Raw genomic sequence first — 19362 nt, forward strand, 5'->3', positions numbered from 1 at the left:
GCTGTGGAGGGGATTTTTATGACAGAGAATCGGGTAATTTGCACAGCGTATGCGCTGGCCATTGTAGGAGCGGGTTTACCCGCGAAGAAGACACCGCGGTGGATGGCACGGGCTTCGCCCGTGTTCGCGGGCAAGCCCGCTCCCACAGGGATCGCACCAGCTTTTAGAAATTGAGCAAGACAGTTGCTCCCACAAGCCCGGTGAAGGCAGCCAGATAATCAGCTCTGCTGCAAATGCCCATAAAGCTTGGCATATAACCCACCCTCGGCAATCAGCTGCTGATGGTCGCCGTCTTCGGCCACGTGCCCGCCATCGAACACCAGCACCCGGTCGGCCTGTTTCACCGCCGACAACCGATGGGCGATGATCAGCGTGGTGCGGCCGCTGAGGAAGCGCGCCAAGGCCTGGTGCAGGTTGTACTCGGTGGCAGCATCCAGGGCGGAAGTGGCCTCGTCGAGGATCACCACCTTGGGCTCAGCCAGCACCATGCGGGCAATGGCCAGGCGCTGGCGCTGGCCACCGGACAAGCGCACACCTGAACGCCCCACCACACTGTCCAGGCCCTGCGGCAAGGCGGCGATGGTGGCATCCAGCTGGGCGATGCGCAGCGCCTGCCAGCACGCATCATCGCTGCAGTCACGGCCCATGGTCAGGTTGGCACGCACGCTGTCGTTGAACAGCGACGGGTGCTGCAACACCACCGCGACGTTCTCGCGCAGGGTTTCCAGGCCGATTTCCTGCAGGCTGGCACCGCCAAAGCGAATGGTCCCGGCCTGGGCGCTATAAAGGCCCAGCAACAGCTGCACCAACGTACTTTTGCCACCGCCGCTGGCACCGACAATCGCCACCTTCTCACCCGCAGCGATAGACAGGTCGAGGTGATCGAGCACCGGCTCGTCGGCATAGGCAAAGCGCAGGTCGCGCACTTCAATACTCACCGTTTCGCGCCCGGCGAACGGGTTGCTGGCGGCCGGGTATTGCGGCTCGTCGGCACGCGCCAGCAGTTCGTTGAGGCGGCTCAGCGCACCGCCTGCGGCGTAGTACGCATACTGCAGATTAAGCAGTTGCTCCACCGGGCCGATCATGAACCACAGGTAGCTGAACACCGCCAGCATCTGGCCGATCGACAGATCGGAAAACAGCACGGTCAGCATGGCCGCCGCGCGGAAAATGTCGATGCCGAACTGGAACAACAGGCCACTGGCACGGCCACTGGCATCGCTTTTCCATTGCGAGTCCACGGCGTAATCGCGCACCTCGCGGGCACGCAGGCCCAGGCGGCCAAGGAAGTAGCCCTGGCGGTTACCGGCGCGAATTTCCTGGATGGCATCGAGGGTTTCCGCCAGCGCCTGGGTAAAGCGCGCGGTGCTGTCGTTTTCGAGCTTTTTCAGGTGTTTGACGCGCTTGCCCAACTGCACCGTGAAGTAGATCACCAGCGGGTTGAACAGCAAGATCAGCAAGGCCAGCTGCCAGTGCATCCAGATCAGGATGGCCGCGGTGCCGGTCAAGGTCAGCATGGCCACCAGGAAGCGGCTGAGGGTTTCGCCAACGAACTTGTCGAGGGTGTCCAGGTCGGTGACCAGGTGGGTGGTCACCGTGCCGCTGCCCAGGCTTTCGTATTCCTTCAGCGAAATACGCTTGAGCCGCTCGATCAGGCGGATGCGCAGGCGGTAGACAATGTCCTTGGCCAGCCCGGCGAACAGCTTGGACTGGATGACGTTGAACGCCAGCGCAGCCAGGCGCAGGCACAAGGTGAGCGCCAGCATCAGGCCGATGTAGCCGGCTGCCACCTGCCAGCCGGACGGCAGCAGGTGGTTCATCCACTTCAGTGCGGCGTCACCATGGCCGAGCAGCACTTCGTCCACCAACAGCGGCAGCAGCAGCGGAATGGGCACGCTGCAACACGCCGCCAGTAACGCAATGAGGTTGGCGGACCAGAGGTTTTTCTTGTGATGCAGGGCCAGGCGGCGGATTTCCGCCCAGCTTAGTCGATCGCCCGCAGTGTAAGGCTTGCCCGGTACCGGGTCGGGTGACCCAGGCACATCAAGCACAGGTGGCCTGCTGCAGCCAGCGGCCGAGCAAGGGTTGCAGGCGCTCCAGCGGCTGATAGCCGTTGGTCAGCAAGGCCAGTTGGCCATTGCGCTCGGCCAGCAGGGTCGGGAAACCGGCAATACCCAGGTCCTGGGCCCAGGCGAAGTCGGCTGCGGTGGCGGCGCGGGTATCGGCACGGGCGAAGGTTTCGGCGAACGTGGCACGGTCGAAGCCACACTGCGAGGCTAGCTCGACCAGCTGCGGCGCGGTGGTCACATCGACGCCCTGCTCGTAGAACGAACGCTGGATCAACGCCAGCAGCGGCCAGACGCGCTCGGCATCCAGCTCGCAGGCCGTGACCAGGGCGCGGCAGGCCGGCTCGGTGTCGTAGACGAAGCCGTCAGGCATGGCCCCCTCGAAGCGGAACGGCTGGCCGGTAGCATCAGCCACCGCCTGCCAGTGTTCCAGGATGTACTTGCGAGTGGAGCTGTCCAGGGCGCTGCCGCCAGTGCGCAGCCCGCCCGGTACCAAGTGGGTGGGCACGCCTGCCTCACGCGCCTGGGCGATCAGGGCCGCGGCCACTGGCGCAAAACCCCAGCACCAGGAGCACATCGGGTCCATCACATAGATCAGGCGTGCAGACATGCTTCAAGCCTCGGCTTTGTAGTTGTAACCGATCGGGTGCGGCAGGTTGCGGGCCTTGGCCAGCTCGATCTGCTTCTGCCGGTCGATGGCACTGCGCCGGGTCTTCTCGCTCAGGCTGTCCCAGCAATGCGGGCAGCTGACACCTGGCGAATAGTGCTCGGACGCGCGCTCCTCTGCATTGATCGGGTGGCGGCAGGCGTGGCACTGGTCGTACTCGCCTTCGCTCAGGTCATGGCGCACCGTGACCCGGTTGTCGAAGACGAAGCAGTCGCCGTCCCACAGGCTTTCTTCCTGAGGCACTTCCTCGAAGTATTTCAGGATGCCGCCCTTAAGATGATAGACCGACTCGAAGCCTTCACCGAGCATGTAGCTGGAGGCTTTTTCGCAACGGATGCCGCCGGTGCAGAACATGGCGACCTTCTTGTGCTTGCTCGGGTCGAAATTGGCCTTGATGTACTCCGGGAACTCACGGAAGGTTTCGGTCTTAGGGTCGATGGCGCCCTTGAACGTACCGATGGCCACCTCGTAGTCGTTACGGGTGTCGATCAGCAGCACTTCCGGGTCGCTGATCAGGGCGTTCCAGTCCTTGGGCTCGACATAGGTGCCAACGGCCTGGTTGGGGTCTACGCCCGGCACGCCGAGGGTGACGATTTCTTTCTTGAGCTTGACCTTGGTGCGGTAGAACGGCTGTTCGTCGCAGTACGATTCTTTGTGGTCGATATCGACCAGACGCGGGTCGCTGCGCAACCAGGCCAGCAGGCCATCAATGCCTTCCCGGGTGCCTGACACGGTGCCGTTGATGCCCTCCTGGGCCAGCAGCAGGGTGCCTTTGACGTTGTTGTCGAGCATGGCCTTGAGCAGCGGCTCGCGCAGCTCGACGTAGTCTTCCAGGGTGACGAACTTGTACAGCGCCGCGACGACGATGGCTTGAGACATGTAACGGAATCTCCAGGTGGTTGCCCTCGTAAGGGGCGGACCGGGTTTGACAGTTGCATAAAAAGCAGGGGGCCGCTAAGCGGCCCCCTTTGGGTGATGCAGATTCTACCAGAACAACAAAACGGTTTCAGTGCCCGCCGCCCGCACACACGGGCGAGGCCGGTGCAACGCCGACTTTGGCCCACTCTTCGGCGGTGTAGGTGTGGATGGCCAGGGCGTGGATCTCGCCCATCAGCTCACCCATGGTGGCGTACACCTTCTGGTGGCGCTTGACGCTGTTCAGCCCGGCAAACTGCTCGCTGACGATCACGGCCTTGTAGTGGGTCTCCTGACCACGACTGTGCATGTGACTTTCGTTGAGCACTTCCAGGTGTTGCGGCGCCAGGGCGGCCAGTTGCTGTTCGATACGATGTTGCATGGTCATTGCGGCGTACTCACTTCTTCGCTGGGGCGGCGGCCTTGCCTGCGTTCGGGTCCAGCTCTTTGGTCATGTCTTCCAGCAGCTTGTTCACCACCGGCACGGCTGGCTCCAGGCTCTGCTGGGTCAGCTGTGCCGACTGCTGAGTGACCTTGGGCATTTCACGCAGCACTTTCTTGCCCAGCGGCGATTCGTAGAACTTGACCAGGTCCTTCAGCTCCTGCTCGGTGAAGGTGCGGGTGTACAGGTCGACCATCTTCGGCTTCAGCTTGTTCCAGCCGATGGCGTTGTCCAGCGCGGCATTGGCCTTGGCCTGGTAGCTTTCCAGTACGGGCTGCTTGGCGGACGGGGCCTTGGTCTGGGCGAAACGCTGGGCGAACATCTGCTGCACTTGCATGTACACCGGGGTGCCCAGCTTGTCGGCGTTGGCCAGGGTCAGGAATTTCTCGGCAGCAGCGTTGTGACTGGCGGTGGCAGCGAGTACCTGGCCGCTGGCGCAAACCAGGGCGACGGCGGCACAAAGGACACGGAGACGGGTCATTGCATTTCCTTCAAAGAGAGGGAGGCGGGCACCTCAGAGTAGAGCATTCTGCGCCGTGGTGGCGATGTGCTCAAGTGGCACGACGAGCGACGGAACCGCTCGGTCGAATCAGGGCCTAAACTGCGATTTCGAACTACACAGGAGTGAGTACAGAATGAGCCGTATCGAGACAGACAGCCTGGGCCCGGTCGAAGTTCCGGAGGACGCCTACTGGGGTGCGCAGACCCAGCGTTCGCTGATCAACTTCGCCATTGGCAAGGAACGCATGCCCCTCGCGGTATTGCACGCCCTGGCACTGATCAAGAAGGCCGCTGCGCGCGTCAACGACCGCAATGGCGACCTGCCGGCCGACATCGCCCGGCTGATCGAACAGGCCACCGATGAAGTGCTGGATGGCCAGCACGACGATCAGTTCCCGCTCGTCGTCTGGCAGACGGGCAGCGGCACCCAGAGCAACATGAACGTCAACGAGGTGATCGCCGGGCGCGCCAACGAACTGGCTGGCAAAGGCCGTGGCGGCAAGGCGCCAGTACATCCCAATGACCACGTCAACCGCTCGCAGAGCTCCAACGACTGCTTCCCCACCGCCATGCACATTGCGGCAGCCCTGGCGGTGCATGAAAAGCTGCTGCCGGCCGTCACCGAATTGTCTTCGGGGCTGGCCGAGCTGTCGATGCGTCACCACAAGCTGGTGAAAACCGGCCGCACGCACATGATGGACGCCACGCCGATTACCTTCGGCCAGGAAGTGTCGGCCTTCGTCGCCCAGCTCGATTACGCCCAGCGCGCCATACGCGCCACCCTGCCGGCGGTGTGCGAACTGGCCCAGGGCGGTACTGCCGTGGGTACCGGGCTCAACGCCCCGCAGGGTTTTGCTGAAGCCATCGCTGCCGAGTTGGCGGCGCTGTCCGGCCTGCCGCTCATCACCGCGCCCAACAAGTTCGCCGCCCTCGCCGGCCACGAACCGCTGACCAGCCTGGCGGGGGCCCTGAAGACCCTGGCCGTGGCACTGATGAAAATCGCCAACGACTTGCGCCTGCTGGGATCCGGTCCGCGCGCCGGGCTGGCCGAGGTGCGCCTGCCCGCCAACGAGCCGGGCAGCTCGATCATGCCGGGCAAGGTCAACCCCACCCAGTGCGAGGCGCTGTCGATGCTGGCCTGCCAGGTACTGGGCAACGACGCGGCCATCGGCTTTGCCGCCAGCCAGGGGCATTTGCAACTGAATGTATTCAAGCCAGTGATCATTCATAACCTGCTGCAGTCCATCGAGTTGCTGGCCGATGGTTGCCGCAACTTCCAGCAGCATTGCGTGGCGGGTATCGAGCCGGATGCCGAGCAGATGGCCGCGCACCTGGAGCGCGGGTTGATGCTGGTGACGGCGCTGAACCCGCATATTGGCTATGACAAGGCGGCGGAAATTGCCAAGAAGGCTTACAGCGAGGGCAAGACCTTGCGCGAGGCGGCCTTGGCGTTGAAGTACCTGACCAATGAGCAGTTCGACCAGTGGGTGCGGCCGGAGAACATGCTGGCGCCGGGGGGCAAGGGCTGACTGCTCTGTAGCCTGTACCGGCCCTTTCGCGGGTGAACCCGCTCCTACGACGAGAGGCGATCTATTGTAGGTGCGGGTTCACCCGCGAAAGGGCTGGTACAGGCAATCGACAGACCTAGGCCAACCGCGCCCTGCGGGCCCGCCAACCCGCCACCAGCGAGGGCCCCAGCGCCACCAGCGCCGAACCGAACACCACTGTGACCGCCCCCACATAGCCCAGGGCGTTGATGTCCTCGGCATGCACATAGTCAGGCCACACCAATGCAGCCAGCGCCACCGCAACGAAGGTCACCAGCGGGGTCAGCGCCAGCGTGGCACTTACCCGCGACGCCTCCCAGTGCGCCAGCGCTTCGGCGAACGCGCCGTACGCCACCAGGGTGTTCAGGCAGCAGGCCAGCAGCAGCCAGCCTTGCACCGGGGTCAGTTGCAAGGCCTCCAGCGGGTACACCCAAGGTGTCAGCAACCCAGCGCAGCTGAGGTAGATCACCATCATCACCTGCTGCGAATGCCACACGGTCAGCAACTGCTTCTGGCTCAGGGCGTAGAACACCCAGATGCTGGTCGCCAGCAAGATGGTCAACACGCCGGTGGTATAGGCACCCAGTGAAGTCAGCAGCTCTTCCAGGCGCTGGTTGAAGAACAGGCCGAACCCTGCCAGCAGCACCAACAGCCCCATGCCCTGCCCCACACTGAAGCGCTCGCGGAATACGAACACGCTCGCCACCAGCAACAGCACCGGGCCGATCTGTACCACCAGTTGCGCGGTACCCGGGCTAAGCAGCTTGAGACCGATCAGGTAGAGCACGTAGTTGCCCATCAGGCCGAACACCGCAACCAGCACCAGGCCCTTGCCCCTGGGCGCCAGCTTGCGGATGGACGGCAAACGCCGCTGAGCCGCCAGCCAGGCGAACAGCAGGCCGCCGGAGACCAGCAGCCGGTACCAGGTGACGGTGATCGGGTCGACCACTTGTAATACCTGCTTGAGCTTGATCGGCAGGATGCCCCAGAGCAGCGCCGTCAGAAGTGCCAGGAACAGCCCATAGCCCCAGCGGCCAGAAGTGGTGTGCATAGAATCCTCGATCAAGCCCGTGGTGGGGGTGATTGAATTCTACGGGGTTGGAGGACCAGGACGGTGGAGAGTGCCGAGAAAAGAATTCATCAGGTCATTCTTTTGGGGCATGGCTGGAGGGAGGTGTTGCCTGTGCTGACCTCTTCGCGGGTAAACCCGCTCCTACAAAGGATCGCGTACCCCTGTAGGAGCGGGTTTACCCGCGAAAGGGCCAGAACAGGCAACATCACCTGCGGCTATTTTTTGCGCTTGGCAAACGCCGCTTCCAGCGCCTGGTTGATGGTACGCAACACCTTCACCCGCGCCCAGCGCTTGTCATTGGCCTCCACCAGCGTCCACGGGGCAATCTCGCTGCTGGTACGGTCGACCATGTCGCCCACGGCCTGGGTGTACTCACCCCACTTGTCGCGGTTGCGCCAGTCATCCTCGGTGATCTTGTAGCGTTTGAACGGAATCTGCTCACGCTCTTCGAAACGCTCCAGTTGGGTCTGCTGGTCGATCGCCAGCCAGAACTTGACCAACACAACGCCGGCATCCACCAACTGCTCTTCAAAGTCGTTGATCTCGCTGTAGGCACGCATCCAGTCAGCCGGACTGCAGAAACCTTCCACCCGCTCCACCAGCACCCGGCCATACCAGGAGCGGTCGAAGATGGTGAACTTGCCACGTGCCGGGATGTGCCGCCAGAACCGCCACAGGTACGGCTGGGCGCGCTCTTCTTCAGTGGGTGCGGCAATCGGCACGATGCGGTACTGACGCGGATCCAGCGCCGCCGCCACGCGACGGATGGCGCCCCCCTTGCCGGCGGCGTCGTTGCCTTCGAACACCGCCACCAGCGCGTGCCGGCGCATGCGCTTGTCACGCAGCAGGCCAGCCAGGCGGGCCTGTTCGGTGATCAACTGTTCCTGGTAGTCGGCCTTGTCCAGCCGCAACGTCATGTCCAGGGCGCCAAGCAGGCTGCGGTCGTCGATGCTGTGGCTCAGCGGGGCCACGTTGCCCTGGTGCTTGCCCTTGGGATTATTGGCCAGCGCGGCTTGCAGGCTTTCCAGCAGAATGCGCCCCACCGCCAGGCTGCGGTAATTCGGGTCTACCCCTTCGATGATGTGCCATGGCGCATAGTTGCGGCTGGTGCGGCGCAGCACGCGCTCACCAAAGCACACGAAGCGGTCGTAGGTTTGCGACTGCTGCCAATCCAGCGGGCTGATCTTCCAGCTGTGCAGCGGGTCGTCCTTGAGCGATTTCAGCCGTGCCTTCATCTGTTTCTTGGACAGGTGGAACCAGAACTTGATGATCAGCGCACCTTCATCGCAAAGCATCTCCTCCAGGCGTTCGGCACCGGTAATGGCCTGATCGAGGACGGCATCCTTGAACACCCCGTGCACACGCCCCTGCAGCATCTGGCTGTACCAGTTGCCAAAGAACACACCCATCCGCCCCTTGGGTGGCAAGGCCCGCCAGTAGCGCCAGGCGGGCGGGCGGGCCAGCTCTTCGTCGGTCTGCTGGTCGAAGGTGAGCACATCGATCATGCGCGGGTCCATCCACTCGTTGAGCAGTTTTACCGTCTCACCCTTGCCGGCGCCTTCAATGCCGTTGATCAGCACGATCACCGGAAAACGCGCTTGCTGCTTGAGTTCGTACTGGGCTTCGAGCAGGGCCTCGCGTAAAGCGGGTACCTCGGCGTCGTAAGCCTCCTTGTCGATGCTGTGGCCGATTTCGGCAGATTCGAACATGCACTGGCTCCTTCAATGGATAAGCAAGACTAGCGGATTTCATTTCTGCCTGTACGGGCCTCTTCCCGAGTGAACGCGCTCCCACAGCTCATCCGGATGACATAAAATCCCGCCATCCGCTGCAACCGAGCCAACCATGCCCACCCTCCTCCAGCACGCCCAGATCGACTGGGATGAACAGGGCCGCCCCCATTCGCGGCACTATGACGACGTCTATTTCGCAGTCAACGAAGGCATCGAAGAAACCAAGCACGTGTTTCTCGGCCAGACCCGCCTGGCCGAACGTTTTGCAAACCTGGCGCCGCATGCTTGTACGGTGATCGGCGAAACCGGCTTTGGCACCGGCATGAATTTTTTCTGCGCCTGGCAGCTGTTTGACCAGCACGCACACAGCGACGCGCGCCTGCACTTCGTCAGCGTCGAAAAGTACCCCCTCGCCCACGCCGACATGGCCCGCGCAGTGAACCTGTGGCCTGAACTGGCCGCCTATACCGAGCCGCTGCTGGAGCAGTACGTGGCGGTGCACCCGGGCTTTCAGCAGTTCACCTTCGCCGATGGCAGGGTCACCCTGACCCTGTTGATAGGCGATGTGCTGGAACAGCTGCCGCAGCTCGATGCGCAGGTCGATGTGTGGTTCCTCGACGGCTTCGCCCCCGCCAAGAACCCCGACATGTGGACCCCGGCGCTGTTTGCGCAACTGGCGCGGCTATCGCATCCGGGCACGGTGCTGGGCACCTTCACCACTACCGGCTGGGTACGCCGCAGCCTGGTAGAAGCCGGCTTCGCCATGAAGAAGGTGCCAGGCATCGGCAAGAAGTGGGAGGTGATGAGCGGCGCCTACGTCGGCCCCCTGCCCGGCCCATGCGCGCCTTGGTATGCACGCCCCGCTGTTGCGCAGGGGCCACGCGAGGCGCTGGTGATCGGTGCCGGACTTGCCGGCAGCAGCAGCGCCGCCAGCCTGGCCCGGCGTGGCTGGCAGGTTACCGTGCTGGAGCGCCACGAAGCCCCGGCCCAGGAAGCTTCGGGCAACCCGCAAGGGGTGCTGTACCTCAAGCTGTCTGCCCATGGCACCGCGCTGTCGCAGATGATCCTGTCCGGGTTCGGCTACACCCGGCGCCAGCTGCAGCGCCTGCAGCGTGGCCGTGACTGGGATGCCTGCGGAGTGCTGCAACTGGCCTTCGACAGCAAGGAGGCCGAACGCCAGGGCAAGCTGGCTGCCGCTTTCGACCACGGCTTGCTGCACTGCCTGGCGCGCGCCGAGGCCGAAGCCATCGCCGGCGTGGCGTTGCCTGGCGGCGGGTTGTTCTACCCCGAAGGTGGTTGGGTGCACCCGCCGGCACTGTGTCAGCAGCAGTTGCAGCACCCAGGTATTCAGCTGGTGACCCACCAGGAAGTGCTCGAACTGCGCAAAGTGGGTGAACAGTGGCAGGCCTGGGCTGGCGACCAGCTGTTAGCCAGCGCTCCAGTGGTGGTCCTGGCCGGTGCAGCGGATGTGCGGCGCTTCGCCCCTTGCGCGCAGTTACCACTCAAGCGCATCCGTGGGCAGATCACCCGCTTGCCGGCCACCGCCAGCAGCCAGGTACTGCGCACCGTGGTGTGCGCGGAGGGCTATGTGGCACCGCCGCGCGAGGGTGAACATACACTGGGGGCAAGTTTTGACTTCCACAGTGAAGACCTTGCGCCGACGGTGGCCGAGCACCGGGGCAACCTGGCGTTGCTGGATGAGATTTCTACTGACCTGACCCGGCGCCTGGGCGTGGCCGAGCTGAACCCCGAGCAACTGCAAGGGCGCGCGGCGTTCCGTTGTACCAGCCCGGATTATTTGCCGATTGTCGGGCCGATGGCTGACGCGCAGGCGTTTGCCGAAGCTTATGCCGTGTTGGGGCGTGATGCCCGGCAGGTGCCGGATGTGGCCTGCCCTTGGCTGGAGGGGTTGTATGTGAACAGCGGGCATGGGTCGCGCGGGTTGATCACGGCACCTTTGAGCGGGGAACTGGTGGCCGCCTGGGTGTGCGGCGAGCCGTTGCCGTTGCCGCGGGAGGTGGCGCAGGCGTGTCATCCGAACCGGTTTGCCTTGCGCAGGCTGATCCGGGGTAAGTGATTGCTTCGGGCGCATGGCGTTGAATTTATTGCGCCGGTGAGATCGAGCGCCGCCCGCGCGGCGCATCGCGAGCTGCGCTCGCTCCTACGTTTGTTTCGGGCCAATTATTCCTGGGGGATTTGCGCGCGAACGCTTTGGTGTATGACTCTGTATTGCGTCGTACGAGCAAGGCGGTCGCGCGCGCCTGTCACAGGCGTTACTGGCCCGAAACAAACGTAGGAGCGAGCGCAGCTCGCGATGCGCCGCGCACGCGGCGCTCGATTTCTGCAATACTGCGAGATCCCAGGCAATAACCTGCCACCTCAACCTTATATAACAAACTGTTCTAAAACTCTAAAAAAGCAAACAGGTCAGTTCATTAAGGTGCCCTAATCCGGGGCATCACCTCCCCAACGGAAAAACCGGTAAGGACTTATGTGCGGATTAGCAGGAGAATTACGTTTCACCCCCATCGACCAAGCCCCTCGCCCAGCCGACCTGGCTGCGGTAGAGCGCATTACCCATCACCTGGCCCCGCGTGGCCCGGATGCCTGGGGCTTCCATAGCCAAGGCCCGATCGCCCTGGGCCACCGGCGCCTGAAGATCATGGACCTGTCCGACGGCTCGGCGCAGCCGATGGTCGACAACACCCTGGGCCTGTCATTGGCCTTCAACGGTGCCATCTACAACTTCCCCGAACTGCGCGAGGAACTGCAGGCGCTGGGCTACAGCTTCTGGTCCGACGGCGACACCGAGGTGCTGCTCAAGGGCTACCACGCCTGGGGCGCAGCCCTACTGCCCAAGCTCAACGGCATGTTTGCCCTGGCCATCTGGGAGCGCGACAACCAGCGCCTGTTCCTGGCCCGCGACCGCCTCGGCGTCAAACCCCTGTACCTGTCGCGCAACGGCGAGCGCCTGCGCTTTGCCTCGACCCTGCCGGCACTGCTCAAGGGCGGCGACATCGACCCGATGCTCGACCCGGTGGCACTCAACCACTACCTGAATTTCCACGCCGTGGTACCGGCACCGCGCACCCTGCTGGCCAACGTGCAGAAACTGGAGCCTGGCACCTGGATGCGCATCGACCGGCATGGCGAAGTGGAGCGCCAGGTCTGGTGGCAACTGCACTACGGCCCTCACGCCGACGAGCGTGAGCTGGACCTGGAAGGCTGGACCACCCGCGTGCTTGACGCCACCCGGGACGCCGTAGCCATCCGCCAACGGGCTGCTGTGGATGTTGGCGTATTGCTGTCCGGTGGGGTCGATTCCAGCCTGCTGGTCGGCCTGCTGCGCGAAGTGGGGGTGGAAGACCTGTCGACCTTCTCCATCGGCTTCGAGGATGCCGGCGGCGAGCGCGGCGATGAGTTCCAGTACTCCGACCTGATCGCCAGGCACTACGGCACCCGCCACCACCAACTGCGCATTGCAGAACACGAGATCATCGACCAGTTACCGGCCGCGTTTCGCGCCATGAGCGAGCCGATGGTCAGCCACGACTGCATCGCGTTCTACCTGCTGTCGCGGGAAGTGGCCAAGCACTGCAAGGGCGTACAGAGCGGCCAGGGTGCCGACGAGCTATTTGCCGGTTACCACTGGTACCCGCAGGTGGACGGCGCCGACGATGCCTATGCTGCCTATCGTGATGCGTTCTTCGACCGCAGCCACGCCGAGTACCGCGACACCGTGCAGGCCCCCTGGCTGCTGGAAACCGATGCCGCCGGCGACTTCGTACGCGAACACTTCGCGCGCCCCGGGGCACCGGCTGCCGTGGACAAGGCCCTGCGCCTGGACAGCACCGTGATGCTGGTCGACGACCCGGTCAAACGGGTGGACAACATGACCATGGCCTGGGGCCTGGAGGCGCGCACGCCGTTCCTCGATTACCGCCTGGTGGAACTGTCGGCACGCATTCCCGCACGCTTCAAGCTGCCCGACGGCGGCAAGCAGGTGCTCAAGCAGGCGGCGCGACGGGTGATTCCGCATGAGGTGATCGACCGCAAGAAGGGTTACTTCCCGGTACCGGGCCTGAAGCATCTGGAAGGTGCCACCCTGGGCTGGGTACGCGAGCTGTTGACCGACCCCAGCCAGGACCGAGGGTTGTTCAACCCGGCCATGCTCGACCGCCTGCTAAGCAACCCGCACGGCCAACTGACGCCATTGCGCGGTTCCAAGCTGTGGCAACTGGCGGCGCTTAACCTGTGGTTGAGCGAACAAGGAATCTGACCGATGAAAGCCCATGAAATCGCTTATGGTCAGCGCCTGCTGCGCGGCCAGGCGCCGTCCTACGAGCGCCTGCAAGCGCGCCTGGCCGGCGACGGCAGCCAGCCCCACGACCAACCGCGTGCCGTGCACTGCGGCTGGGGCCGGCTGCTGATAGGCCACACCTACCCCGACCCGGTTTCCCTGGCCGAGGATTTGCTCGACGAGCACCCGGGCGAACGTGACATCGCCCTATACGTGGCCGCACCGCAGCAGGTGCTGGCCCAGGCCCCACAGCAGCTGTTCCTCGACCCGTCCGACACCCTGCGCCTGTGGTTCACCGACTACCGCCCGGCGCAGCGGGTATTTCGCGGCTTCCGCGTGCGCCGGGCACAGAACCCCGCCGACTGGCAGGCAATCAACACCCTGTACCAGGCGCGCGGGATGCTCCCCGTCGACGCCGAGCTGCTTACCCCCCGCCACTTGGGTGGCCCGGTGTACTGGCTGGCAGAGGACGAAGACAGCGGCTCGGTGATCGGCAGCGTCATGGGCCTGAACCACACCAAGGCGTTCGATGATCCCGAGCATGGCAGCAGCCTGTGGTGCCTGGCGGTGGACCCACACTGCACCCGCCCGGGCGTGGGCGAGGTGCTGGTGCGCCATCTGATCGAACACTTCATGAGCCGTGGCCTGGCCTACCTGGACCTGTCGGTGCTGCACGACAACCGCCAGGCCAAGCGCCTGTACCAGAAACTGGGTTTTCGCAACTTGCCCACCTTCGCAGTCAAGCGCAAGAACGGTATCAACGAGCAGTTGTTCCTCGGGCCTGGCCCGCAGGCCGACCTCAACCCCTACGCTCGCATCATCGTCGACGAGGCGCTACGCCGGGGCATCGAAGTGCAGGTGGATGACGCCGCTGGCGGCCTGTTCACCCTCAGCCTGGGCGGGCGGCGCATTCGCTGTCGGGAATCGCTCAGCGACCTGACCAGTGCCGTGACCATGACCCTGTGCCAGGACAAACGCCTGACCCAGCACGCCCTGCAAAACGCTGGGCTGCAGGTGCCCGCGCAACAACTGGCGGGCAATGCCGATGACAACCTGGCGTTTCTCGACGAGCATGGCGCGGTGGTGGTCAAGCCGGTCGATGGCGAGCAAGGCCAGGGCGTGGCGGTGAACCTGACCTGCATCGACGACATCACCCGCGCCGTGGCGCACGCCCGCCAATTCGACAGCCGCGTGCTGCTGGAAAGCTTCCATGCCGGGTTCGACCTGCGCATCGTGGTAATCGGGTACGAGGTGGTGGCCGCCGCCATCCGCCACCCGGCGCAGGTGCTGGGCGACGGCAAACACAGCGTGCGCCAGTTGATCGAAGCCCAGAGCCGTCGACGCCAGGCCGCCACCGGTGGCGAGAGCCGCATTCCGCTGGACGACGAAACCGAGCGCACCTTGCGCGCAGCGGGCGTTGGTTATGACGACGTGTTGCCAGCCGGCCAGCGCTTGGCCGTGCGACGTACGGCCAACCTGCACACCGGCGGCACCCTGGAAGACGTCACCGAACGCCTGCACCCGGTGCTGGCCGATGCTGCCGTGCGCGCGGCACGCGCACTGGAAATTCCGGTGGTGGGGCTGGACTTCATGGTGCGTGATGCCGGGCAGCCGGAGTACGTGATCATCGAGGCCAACGAACGTGCTGGCCTGGCCAACCATGAACCACAGCCCACGGCCGAGCGTTTTATCGACCTGCTGTTTCCCCATAGCCGGCCTTTGGCGTAAACCCGTGCCGGCCTCTTCGCGGGCAAGCCCGCTCCCACAGGGATATCACCGCCCTTGAAGGTTGCGTTGTACCTGTAGGAGCAGATTTCCCGCGAAGGCAGCACTGTACCTGTAGGAGCGGGTTTACCCGCGAAGAGGCCGACACAGGAGTAAAGGAGCCCCCAATATGTCCGAGCGACACCCCGAACCCGATCTCGACTACCTCAAGCGCGTGCTGCTGGAAATGCTCGCGATCCCCAGCCCCACCGGCTTCACCGACACCATCGTGCGCTACGTGGCCGAACGCCTTGACGAACTTGGCATCCCCTTCGAGCTGACCCGCCGCGGCACCATTCGCGCCACCCTCAAAGGCCGGCAGGCCACCCCCGACCGCGCCGTCTCTGCCCACCTGGATACCATCGGCGCCAGCGTGCGCCAGTTGCAGGACAATGGCCGCCTGGCCCTGGCGCCCGTCGGCTGCTGGTCCAGCCGTTTTGCCGAAGGCAGCCGGGTTAGCGTGTTCACCGATACCGGGGTATTCCGTGGTAGCGTGCTGCCGCTGATGGCCAGCGGGCATGCCTTCAACACGGCCATCGACCAGATGCCGATCAGCTGGGACCACGTGGAAGTACGCCTGGATGCCTACTGCGCCACGCGCGCCGACTGTGAGGCACTGGGCGTGAGCATTGGCGATTTCGTGGCCTTCGACCCCTTGCCCGAGTTCACCGAAAGCGGCCACATCAGCGCCCGTCACCTGGACGACAAGGCTGGCGTAGCCGCATTGCTGGCAGCATTGAAGGCCGTGGTGGAAAGCGGCCGCCAGCCGCTGATCGACTGCCACCCGCTGTTCACCATCACCGAGGAGACCGGCTCGGGTGCAGCCGGCGCCCTGCCCTGGGACGTCAGCGAGTTCGTCGGCATCGACATCGCCCCGGTGGCGCCTGGGCAGGCGTCCAGCGAGCATGCGGTCAGTGTGGCCATGCAGGACTCGTCGGGGCCTTACGACTACCACCTGTCCCGGCACCTGCTGAAACTGGCCGGCGACCACGACTTGCCGGTGCGGCGCGACCTGTTTCGCTATTACTTCAGCGATGCCCATTCGGCAGTGACCGCCGGGCACGATATTCGTACCGCGCTGGTGGCCTTTGGTTGCGATGCCACCCATGGTTACGAGCGCACCCATATCGACAGCCTGGCAGCGCTGAGCCGGTTGTTGTCAGCCTACCTGCTGAGCCCTCCAGTGTTTGCCAGCGACTCGCAGCCGGCCAATGCATCGCTCGAGCGCTTCAGCCACCAGCTGGAGCATGATGCGCAGATGGAAAGCGACACGCGGGTACCGGCGGTGGACAGCCTGGTCGGAAACAAAGGCTAAACGCCCTTGGGGCTGCAAAGCGGCCCCAACACCTCGAATGTTTCGCGTAGCATGCCCATACCTATTTCAGACACCACCCGACCATGCTGATCCCCTACGACCAACTGCAAGCCGAAACCCTGACCCGCCTGATCGAGGACTTCGTCACCCGCGACGGCACTGACAACGGCGACGACACCCCGCTGGAAACCCGCGTGCTGCGGGTACGCCAGGCGTTGGCCAAAGGCCAGGCTTTCATCCTGTTCGACCTGGAAAGCCAGCAGTGCCAGTTGCTGGCCAAGCATGATGTGCCCCGCGAGCTGCTCGAATAGCCGGCCAGGCCTGTTCAGGCCTTGCTCTGCTTGGACGCCTTGATGCGCTTGTGAACTTCGGCTCGATGCACCGGCACCTCACGCGGAGCATCCACACCAAAGCGCACCACGCCGTCCCGGGTCTCCACCACGACGATCCGGATATCATCGCCAATCATGATGACCTCCCCAACTTCGCGCCCAATTACCAGCATGTTCCGATCCTCCTGCGAAAGGGAAAACCGGAGCCTGCCTCGTAGGTATTCAGCTACTCAATAGCTCCACTGCGATTCAGAAGCACCTTACGCTTTTGAGTAACTTCTCCTACAGACCAATCATCGCGACTGGGCTTTTGCCCGCATTTTCACTGCCATTTCGGCCATCTCGTCATACAGCCGCTCAGGGGCCTGGCGTTTCAGTTGCCAGGCCTGGCGCCCTGCCTCATGGGGCAGGATGAGGAACTCGCCTGCAGCGACCTGCTGATGGATATAGTCGGCAATGTCCGCCGCACTGATCGGCGAACCTTCAAGCAGCTTGCCAACCTGTACCTTCATCGCCGGGTTCGGCCCGCGGAACGAGTCCAGCAGGTTGGTCTGGAAGAACGACGGACACACCACGTGCACCGCCACCTCAATCTGGCGCAACTCCACCAGCAGGCTTTCCGACAATGCCAGCACGCCGGCCTTGGCCACGTTGTAGTTGCTCATGCCCGGGCCCTGCATCAGTGCAGCCATCGAGGCGATGTTGATAATGCGCCCCTTGCTGCGCTCCAGCAGCGGCAGGAACGCCTTGCAACCCTTGACCACGCCCATCAGATTGACGGCGATCTGCCAGTCCCAGTCTTCCAGCGACAGCTCGGCGAAGAACCCGCCCGAAGCGATGCCGGCGTTGTTGACGATCACATCGACCCCACCGAACTTCTCTTCGCAGGCCTGGGCAAGGGCCGTCAGCTGGCTATAGTCGCGCACATCGCAGCGCTGGACGAAGCCGTCGCCACCGGCCTGGTGAACCTGCTCCAGTGTTTCGCGCAGGCCGGTTTCGTTGACATCGGCCAGTGCCAGGCGCCAGCCCTCACGCGCCCAGCGCAGGGCGATCTCGCGGCCGAGGCCAGACCCGGCGCCGGTGATCATGATGCGTTTTTGCATGGTCGCAGGCCTTGTTCTGACAAGTAGTCCGGTGAGTCTAATCAAGGCGTCGCCATCCGGCAGGATTCATCAGGGTAGTGAATGGGCGGGCATGATTGGGTAGACGGCTGCACGGGGATGGAATCTTTACCAACCCGCACCGGTCCGAATTATCGAGAGGCCAGCATTCTCAGGCTCTTGCCCCCTAATCACGCAAGGACTTTGACATGACCACGATCCTTATCATCATCCTGATTCTGCTGCTGATCGGTGGCTTACCGGTCTTCCCCCACTCGCGCAGTTGGGGCTATGGCCCTTCCGGCATAATCGGCGTGGTGTTGGTGATTCTGCTGGTTCTACTGTTGCTTGGGATGATATGACGCGCTGCGGATAGCCACTTCAACTAACCAGCTGAGGAATGGCAAGCGGGTCGCAACACCCGGTTGCCGTCCTACAGGTTCGCATCAAACACCATTGTCACGACGGCGTGATACTCGACACCAGGCAGCATGTCTTGTTCCTGGGTGTGGCCGCGAGGGTATACATGAAAATGCAACTGCCCTTGGCTGCCGGTCACACCCTCTGGCGGAACTTCCAGGCTCATGGCGTTCTCAGCCCCGCCAAAGGACATTGCCTGCCGATAGAGCGAACGGCCATTGTAGGAAACACCTGGCAAGGTAATGGCCAGATACAGCGGTATACCATGGCCTTTGGCCGACCGTAGATTGCACGTGCTATCCAGCCCCGTGCTGCACAGCGCCCAGACGTTGAACGGCCCACTGGCAGTCAGGCTGAAGGTGACGTCTTTTTCCAGCTTGTCTGCCGCACCCCGCCCTCGGCTCCCATGCCACTGCGCCTGCCGGGCCACCAGAGCCACCTGCTCGGAACCCGGTTCAAAACGCACCTCAAGGTCATGCACCACCTCCAGTTCGACGTTGATCGCCACTGAATCGGCCGTGAGCCCTGAGACCGTTCGGCTCGAGCCCAGGCCTATATCCCTGTCAGGCCCTATCGAATAGACCACGCGCCCTCGGTACACGCCCGATTTCAAGCTCGCCGGTAAAGGCGTCTTCAGCCTGTAGCCCAGCGTAAGGTGACTCACGTGATAAGTGCTCGCATTCGCCGCGTTGACGTTGGCCCAGCACCCGTTGCTGGCTGGCGACCACAGAAACAGGCGATGGGCCGCGCTGGCCAACGCAACCTGGCAAGCACTCGAGTCCAGGCCCGTGCGCGCCGCAAGCGTCGGCGCCCCATCGTCCGAAGTTACCGCACCGCCCAGGTGGGTAATGGCAAAGTCCATGCTGACTTGCTCACCGGTCTGGTCACGGACCATCAGTAGCGTAGTCGGCTGGACAGGGGCCGAGAGGTAGAAGCCATCGGCGCCTTCGCCATCGACTGTTTTCGAGTACTCGACCCCCACATCCAGCAGATCCTGCAGCGGATCGCCACAAAGCTGCGGCAACTGAGTACAGACAGGGGACGACCGGGGCGTCAGGTTTTCAAACTGCCGGGTCTCGCCGCGGTAACGCAGCTTGAGCGTAATATCGGCCGCTTGCGCCCACGACGAACCCAACACGCCAGACAGCAGTACCAGCATTGCACACTTGCGAAACATGCCCCTACCTC

The 19362-nt window shown here is 63.6% G+C and carries 17 protein-coding genes; 7 read left to right on the top strand and 10 right to left on the bottom strand.

Translation table 11 applies throughout. The features are described from left to right. Nucleotides 1-218: 218 nt before the first annotated feature. The 5 genes from INQ47_RS19770 to INQ47_RS19790 all read right to left on the bottom strand — a co-directional run bounded on the left by INQ47_RS19770 (nucleotide 219) and on the right by INQ47_RS19790 (nucleotide 4571). On the bottom strand, nucleotides 219-2051 hold the full coding sequence (locus INQ47_RS19770) for an ABC transporter ATP-binding protein (protein ID WP_404702393.1): 1833 nt from the start codon (nucleotides 2049-2051) through the stop codon (nucleotides 219-221). Next, nucleotides 2044-2676: a DsbA family protein gene (locus tag INQ47_RS19775; protein ID WP_404702394.1), complete on the bottom strand. Its 633-nt coding sequence runs from the start codon at nucleotides 2674-2676 to the stop codon at nucleotides 2044-2046. Before INQ47_RS19775 ends, INQ47_RS19770 begins: the two co-directional genes overlap by 8 nt. 3 nt (nucleotides 2677-2679) lie before the next feature. Beyond that, nucleotides 2680-3612: a rhodanese-related sulfurtransferase gene (locus tag INQ47_RS19780; protein ID WP_252458377.1), complete on the bottom strand. Its 933-nt coding sequence runs from the start codon at nucleotides 3610-3612 to the stop codon at nucleotides 2680-2682. A gap of 127 nt (nucleotides 3613-3739) precedes the next feature. Further along, nucleotides 3740-4036 carry a BolA family transcriptional regulator gene (locus INQ47_RS19785; protein WP_252458376.1) on the bottom strand — a complete coding sequence of 99 codons (297 nt, stop codon included), beginning with the start codon at nucleotides 4034-4036 and terminating at the stop codon, nucleotides 3740-3742. A 10-nt stretch (nucleotides 4037-4046) separates the two neighbouring features. Then, on the bottom strand, nucleotides 4047-4571 hold the full coding sequence (locus tag INQ47_RS19790) for a DUF2059 domain-containing protein (protein ID WP_252458375.1): 525 nt from the start codon (nucleotides 4569-4571) through the stop codon (nucleotides 4047-4049). Between the two features lie 154 nt (nucleotides 4572-4725). On the opposite strand from INQ47_RS19790, the gene INQ47_RS19795 reads away from it, so the two are divergent. Next, entirely contained in the window at nucleotides 4726-6120 is a 1395-nt protein-coding gene (locus tag INQ47_RS19795) for a class II fumarate hydratase (RefSeq protein ID WP_404702395.1), read from the top strand. A gap of 115 nt (nucleotides 6121-6235) precedes the next feature. On the opposite strand, the gene INQ47_RS19800 is transcribed toward INQ47_RS19795, so the two are convergent. Further along, nucleotides 6236-7189 carry a DMT family transporter gene (locus INQ47_RS19800; RefSeq protein ID WP_404702396.1) on the bottom strand — a complete coding sequence of 318 codons (954 nt, stop codon included), beginning with the start codon at nucleotides 7187-7189 and terminating at the stop codon, nucleotides 6236-6238. A gap of 236 nt (nucleotides 7190-7425) precedes the next feature. Continuing rightward, nucleotides 7426-8919: a polyphosphate:AMP phosphotransferase gene (pap, locus tag INQ47_RS19805; RefSeq protein ID WP_252458990.1), complete on the bottom strand. Its 1494-nt coding sequence runs from the start codon at nucleotides 8917-8919 to the stop codon at nucleotides 7426-7428. Between the two features lie 136 nt (nucleotides 8920-9055). Between pap and mnmC the strand changes: the two genes are divergently transcribed. The 5 genes from mnmC (at nucleotide 9056) to INQ47_RS19830 (ending at nucleotide 16633) form a co-directional block, all read left to right on the top strand. Next, nucleotides 9056-11020, top strand: coding sequence for a bifunctional tRNA (5-methylaminomethyl-2-thiouridine)(34)-methyltransferase MnmD/FAD-dependent 5-carboxymethylaminomethyl-2-thiouridine(34) oxidoreductase MnmC (mnmC, locus tag INQ47_RS19810; protein ID WP_404702397.1), 1965 nt, complete (start codon nucleotides 9056-9058; stop codon nucleotides 11018-11020). Between the two features lie 414 nt (nucleotides 11021-11434). Continuing rightward, nucleotides 11435-13222: an N-acetylglutaminylglutamine amidotransferase gene (locus INQ47_RS19815; RefSeq protein WP_404702398.1), complete on the top strand. Its 1788-nt coding sequence runs from the start codon at nucleotides 11435-11437 to the stop codon at nucleotides 13220-13222. Nucleotides 13223-13225: 3 nt separating this feature from the next. After that, nucleotides 13226-14971, top strand: coding sequence for an N-acetylglutaminylglutamine synthetase (gene ngg, locus INQ47_RS19820; RefSeq protein WP_404702399.1), 1746 nt, complete (start codon nucleotides 13226-13228; stop codon nucleotides 14969-14971). A 166-nt stretch (nucleotides 14972-15137) separates the two neighbouring features. Continuing rightward, nucleotides 15138-16322, top strand: coding sequence for an osmoprotectant NAGGN system M42 family peptidase (locus INQ47_RS19825; RefSeq protein WP_021782458.1), 1185 nt, complete (start codon nucleotides 15138-15140; stop codon nucleotides 16320-16322). A gap of 83 nt (nucleotides 16323-16405) precedes the next feature. Beyond that, complete coding sequence (locus INQ47_RS19830; RefSeq protein ID WP_004575803.1) at nucleotides 16406-16633, top strand: YheU family protein; 228 nt, start codon at nucleotides 16406-16408, stop codon at nucleotides 16631-16633. Nucleotides 16634-16647: 14 nt separating this feature from the next. Here the strand turns inward: INQ47_RS19830 and csrA are convergent, their stop codons facing one another. After that, nucleotides 16648-16827 carry a carbon storage regulator CsrA gene (csrA, locus tag INQ47_RS19835; RefSeq protein WP_176685033.1) on the bottom strand — a complete coding sequence of 60 codons (180 nt, stop codon included), beginning with the start codon at nucleotides 16825-16827 and terminating at the stop codon, nucleotides 16648-16650. Nucleotides 16828-16947: 120 nt separating this feature from the next. Continuing rightward, complete coding sequence (locus INQ47_RS19840; RefSeq protein ID WP_404702400.1) at nucleotides 16948-17757, bottom strand: SDR family oxidoreductase; 810 nt, start codon at nucleotides 17755-17757, stop codon at nucleotides 16948-16950. A 206-nt stretch (nucleotides 17758-17963) separates the two neighbouring features. Here INQ47_RS19840 and INQ47_RS19845 point away from each other — a divergent pair, with 206 nt between their 5' ends. After that, nucleotides 17964-18116, top strand: coding sequence for a DUF3309 family protein (locus INQ47_RS19845; RefSeq protein ID WP_003252624.1), 153 nt, complete (start codon nucleotides 17964-17966; stop codon nucleotides 18114-18116). A 71-nt stretch (nucleotides 18117-18187) separates the two neighbouring features. On the opposite strand, the gene INQ47_RS19850 is transcribed toward INQ47_RS19845, so the two are convergent. Then, the gene (locus tag INQ47_RS19850; RefSeq protein ID WP_404702401.1) at nucleotides 18188-19351 is read right to left on the bottom strand and encodes a hypothetical protein; all 1164 of its coding nucleotides are present in this window, start codon (nucleotides 19349-19351) and stop codon (nucleotides 18188-18190) included. Nucleotides 19352-19362: the final 11 nt, after the last annotated feature.

The sequence above is a fragment of the Pseudomonas sp. 3HC3 genome, assembly GCF_044904505.1.
In the GTDB taxonomy this organism is placed as follows: domain Bacteria; phylum Pseudomonadota; class Gammaproteobacteria; order Pseudomonadales; family Pseudomonadaceae; genus Aquipseudomonas; species Aquipseudomonas putida_Y.

Bases quoted from the DNA above. Each gene is read 5' to 3' on its own strand.
- INQ47_RS19775 (WP_404702394.1), bottom strand. From the start codon at position 2,676: ATGTCTGCACGCCTGATCTATGTGATGGACCCGATGTGCTCCTGGTGC.
- INQ47_RS19780 (WP_252458377.1), bottom strand. From the start codon at position 3,612: ATGTCTCAAGCCATCGTCGTCGCGGCGCTGTACAAGTTCGTCACCCTG.
- INQ47_RS19785 (WP_252458376.1), bottom strand. From the start codon at position 4,036: ATGACCATGCAACATCGTATCGAACAGCAACTGGCCGCCCTGGCGCCG.
- INQ47_RS19790 (WP_252458375.1), bottom strand. From the start codon at position 4,571: ATGACCCGTCTCCGTGTCCTTTGTGCCGCCGTCGCCCTGGTTTGCGCC.
- INQ47_RS19795 (WP_404702395.1), top strand. From the start codon at position 4,726: ATGAGCCGTATCGAGACAGACAGCCTGGGCCCGGTCGAAGTTCCGGAG.
- INQ47_RS19800 (WP_404702396.1), bottom strand. From the start codon at position 7,189: ATGCACACCACTTCTGGCCGCTGGGGCTATGGGCTGTTCCTGGCACTT.
- pap (WP_252458990.1), bottom strand. From the start codon at position 8,919: ATGTTCGAATCTGCCGAAATCGGCCACAGCATCGACAAGGAGGCTTAC.
- mnmC (WP_404702397.1), top strand. From the start codon at position 9,056: ATGCCCACCCTCCTCCAGCACGCCCAGATCGACTGGGATGAACAGGGC.
- INQ47_RS19815 (WP_404702398.1), top strand. From the start codon at position 11,435: ATGTGCGGATTAGCAGGAGAATTACGTTTCACCCCCATCGACCAAGCC.
- ngg (WP_404702399.1), top strand. From the start codon at position 13,226: ATGAAAGCCCATGAAATCGCTTATGGTCAGCGCCTGCTGCGCGGCCAG.
- INQ47_RS19825 (WP_021782458.1), top strand. From the start codon at position 15,138: ATGTCCGAGCGACACCCCGAACCCGATCTCGACTACCTCAAGCGCGTG.
- INQ47_RS19830 (WP_004575803.1), top strand. From the start codon at position 16,406: ATGCTGATCCCCTACGACCAACTGCAAGCCGAAACCCTGACCCGCCTG.
- csrA (WP_176685033.1), bottom strand. From the start codon at position 16,827: ATGCTGGTAATTGGGCGCGAAGTTGGGGAGGTCATCATGATTGGCGAT.
- INQ47_RS19840 (WP_404702400.1), bottom strand. From the start codon at position 17,757: ATGCAAAAACGCATCATGATCACCGGCGCCGGGTCTGGCCTCGGCCGC.
- INQ47_RS19845 (WP_003252624.1), top strand. From the start codon at position 17,964: ATGACCACGATCCTTATCATCATCCTGATTCTGCTGCTGATCGGTGGC.
- INQ47_RS19850 (WP_404702401.1), bottom strand. From the start codon at position 19,351: ATGTTTCGCAAGTGTGCAATGCTGGTACTGCTGTCTGGCGTGTTGGGT.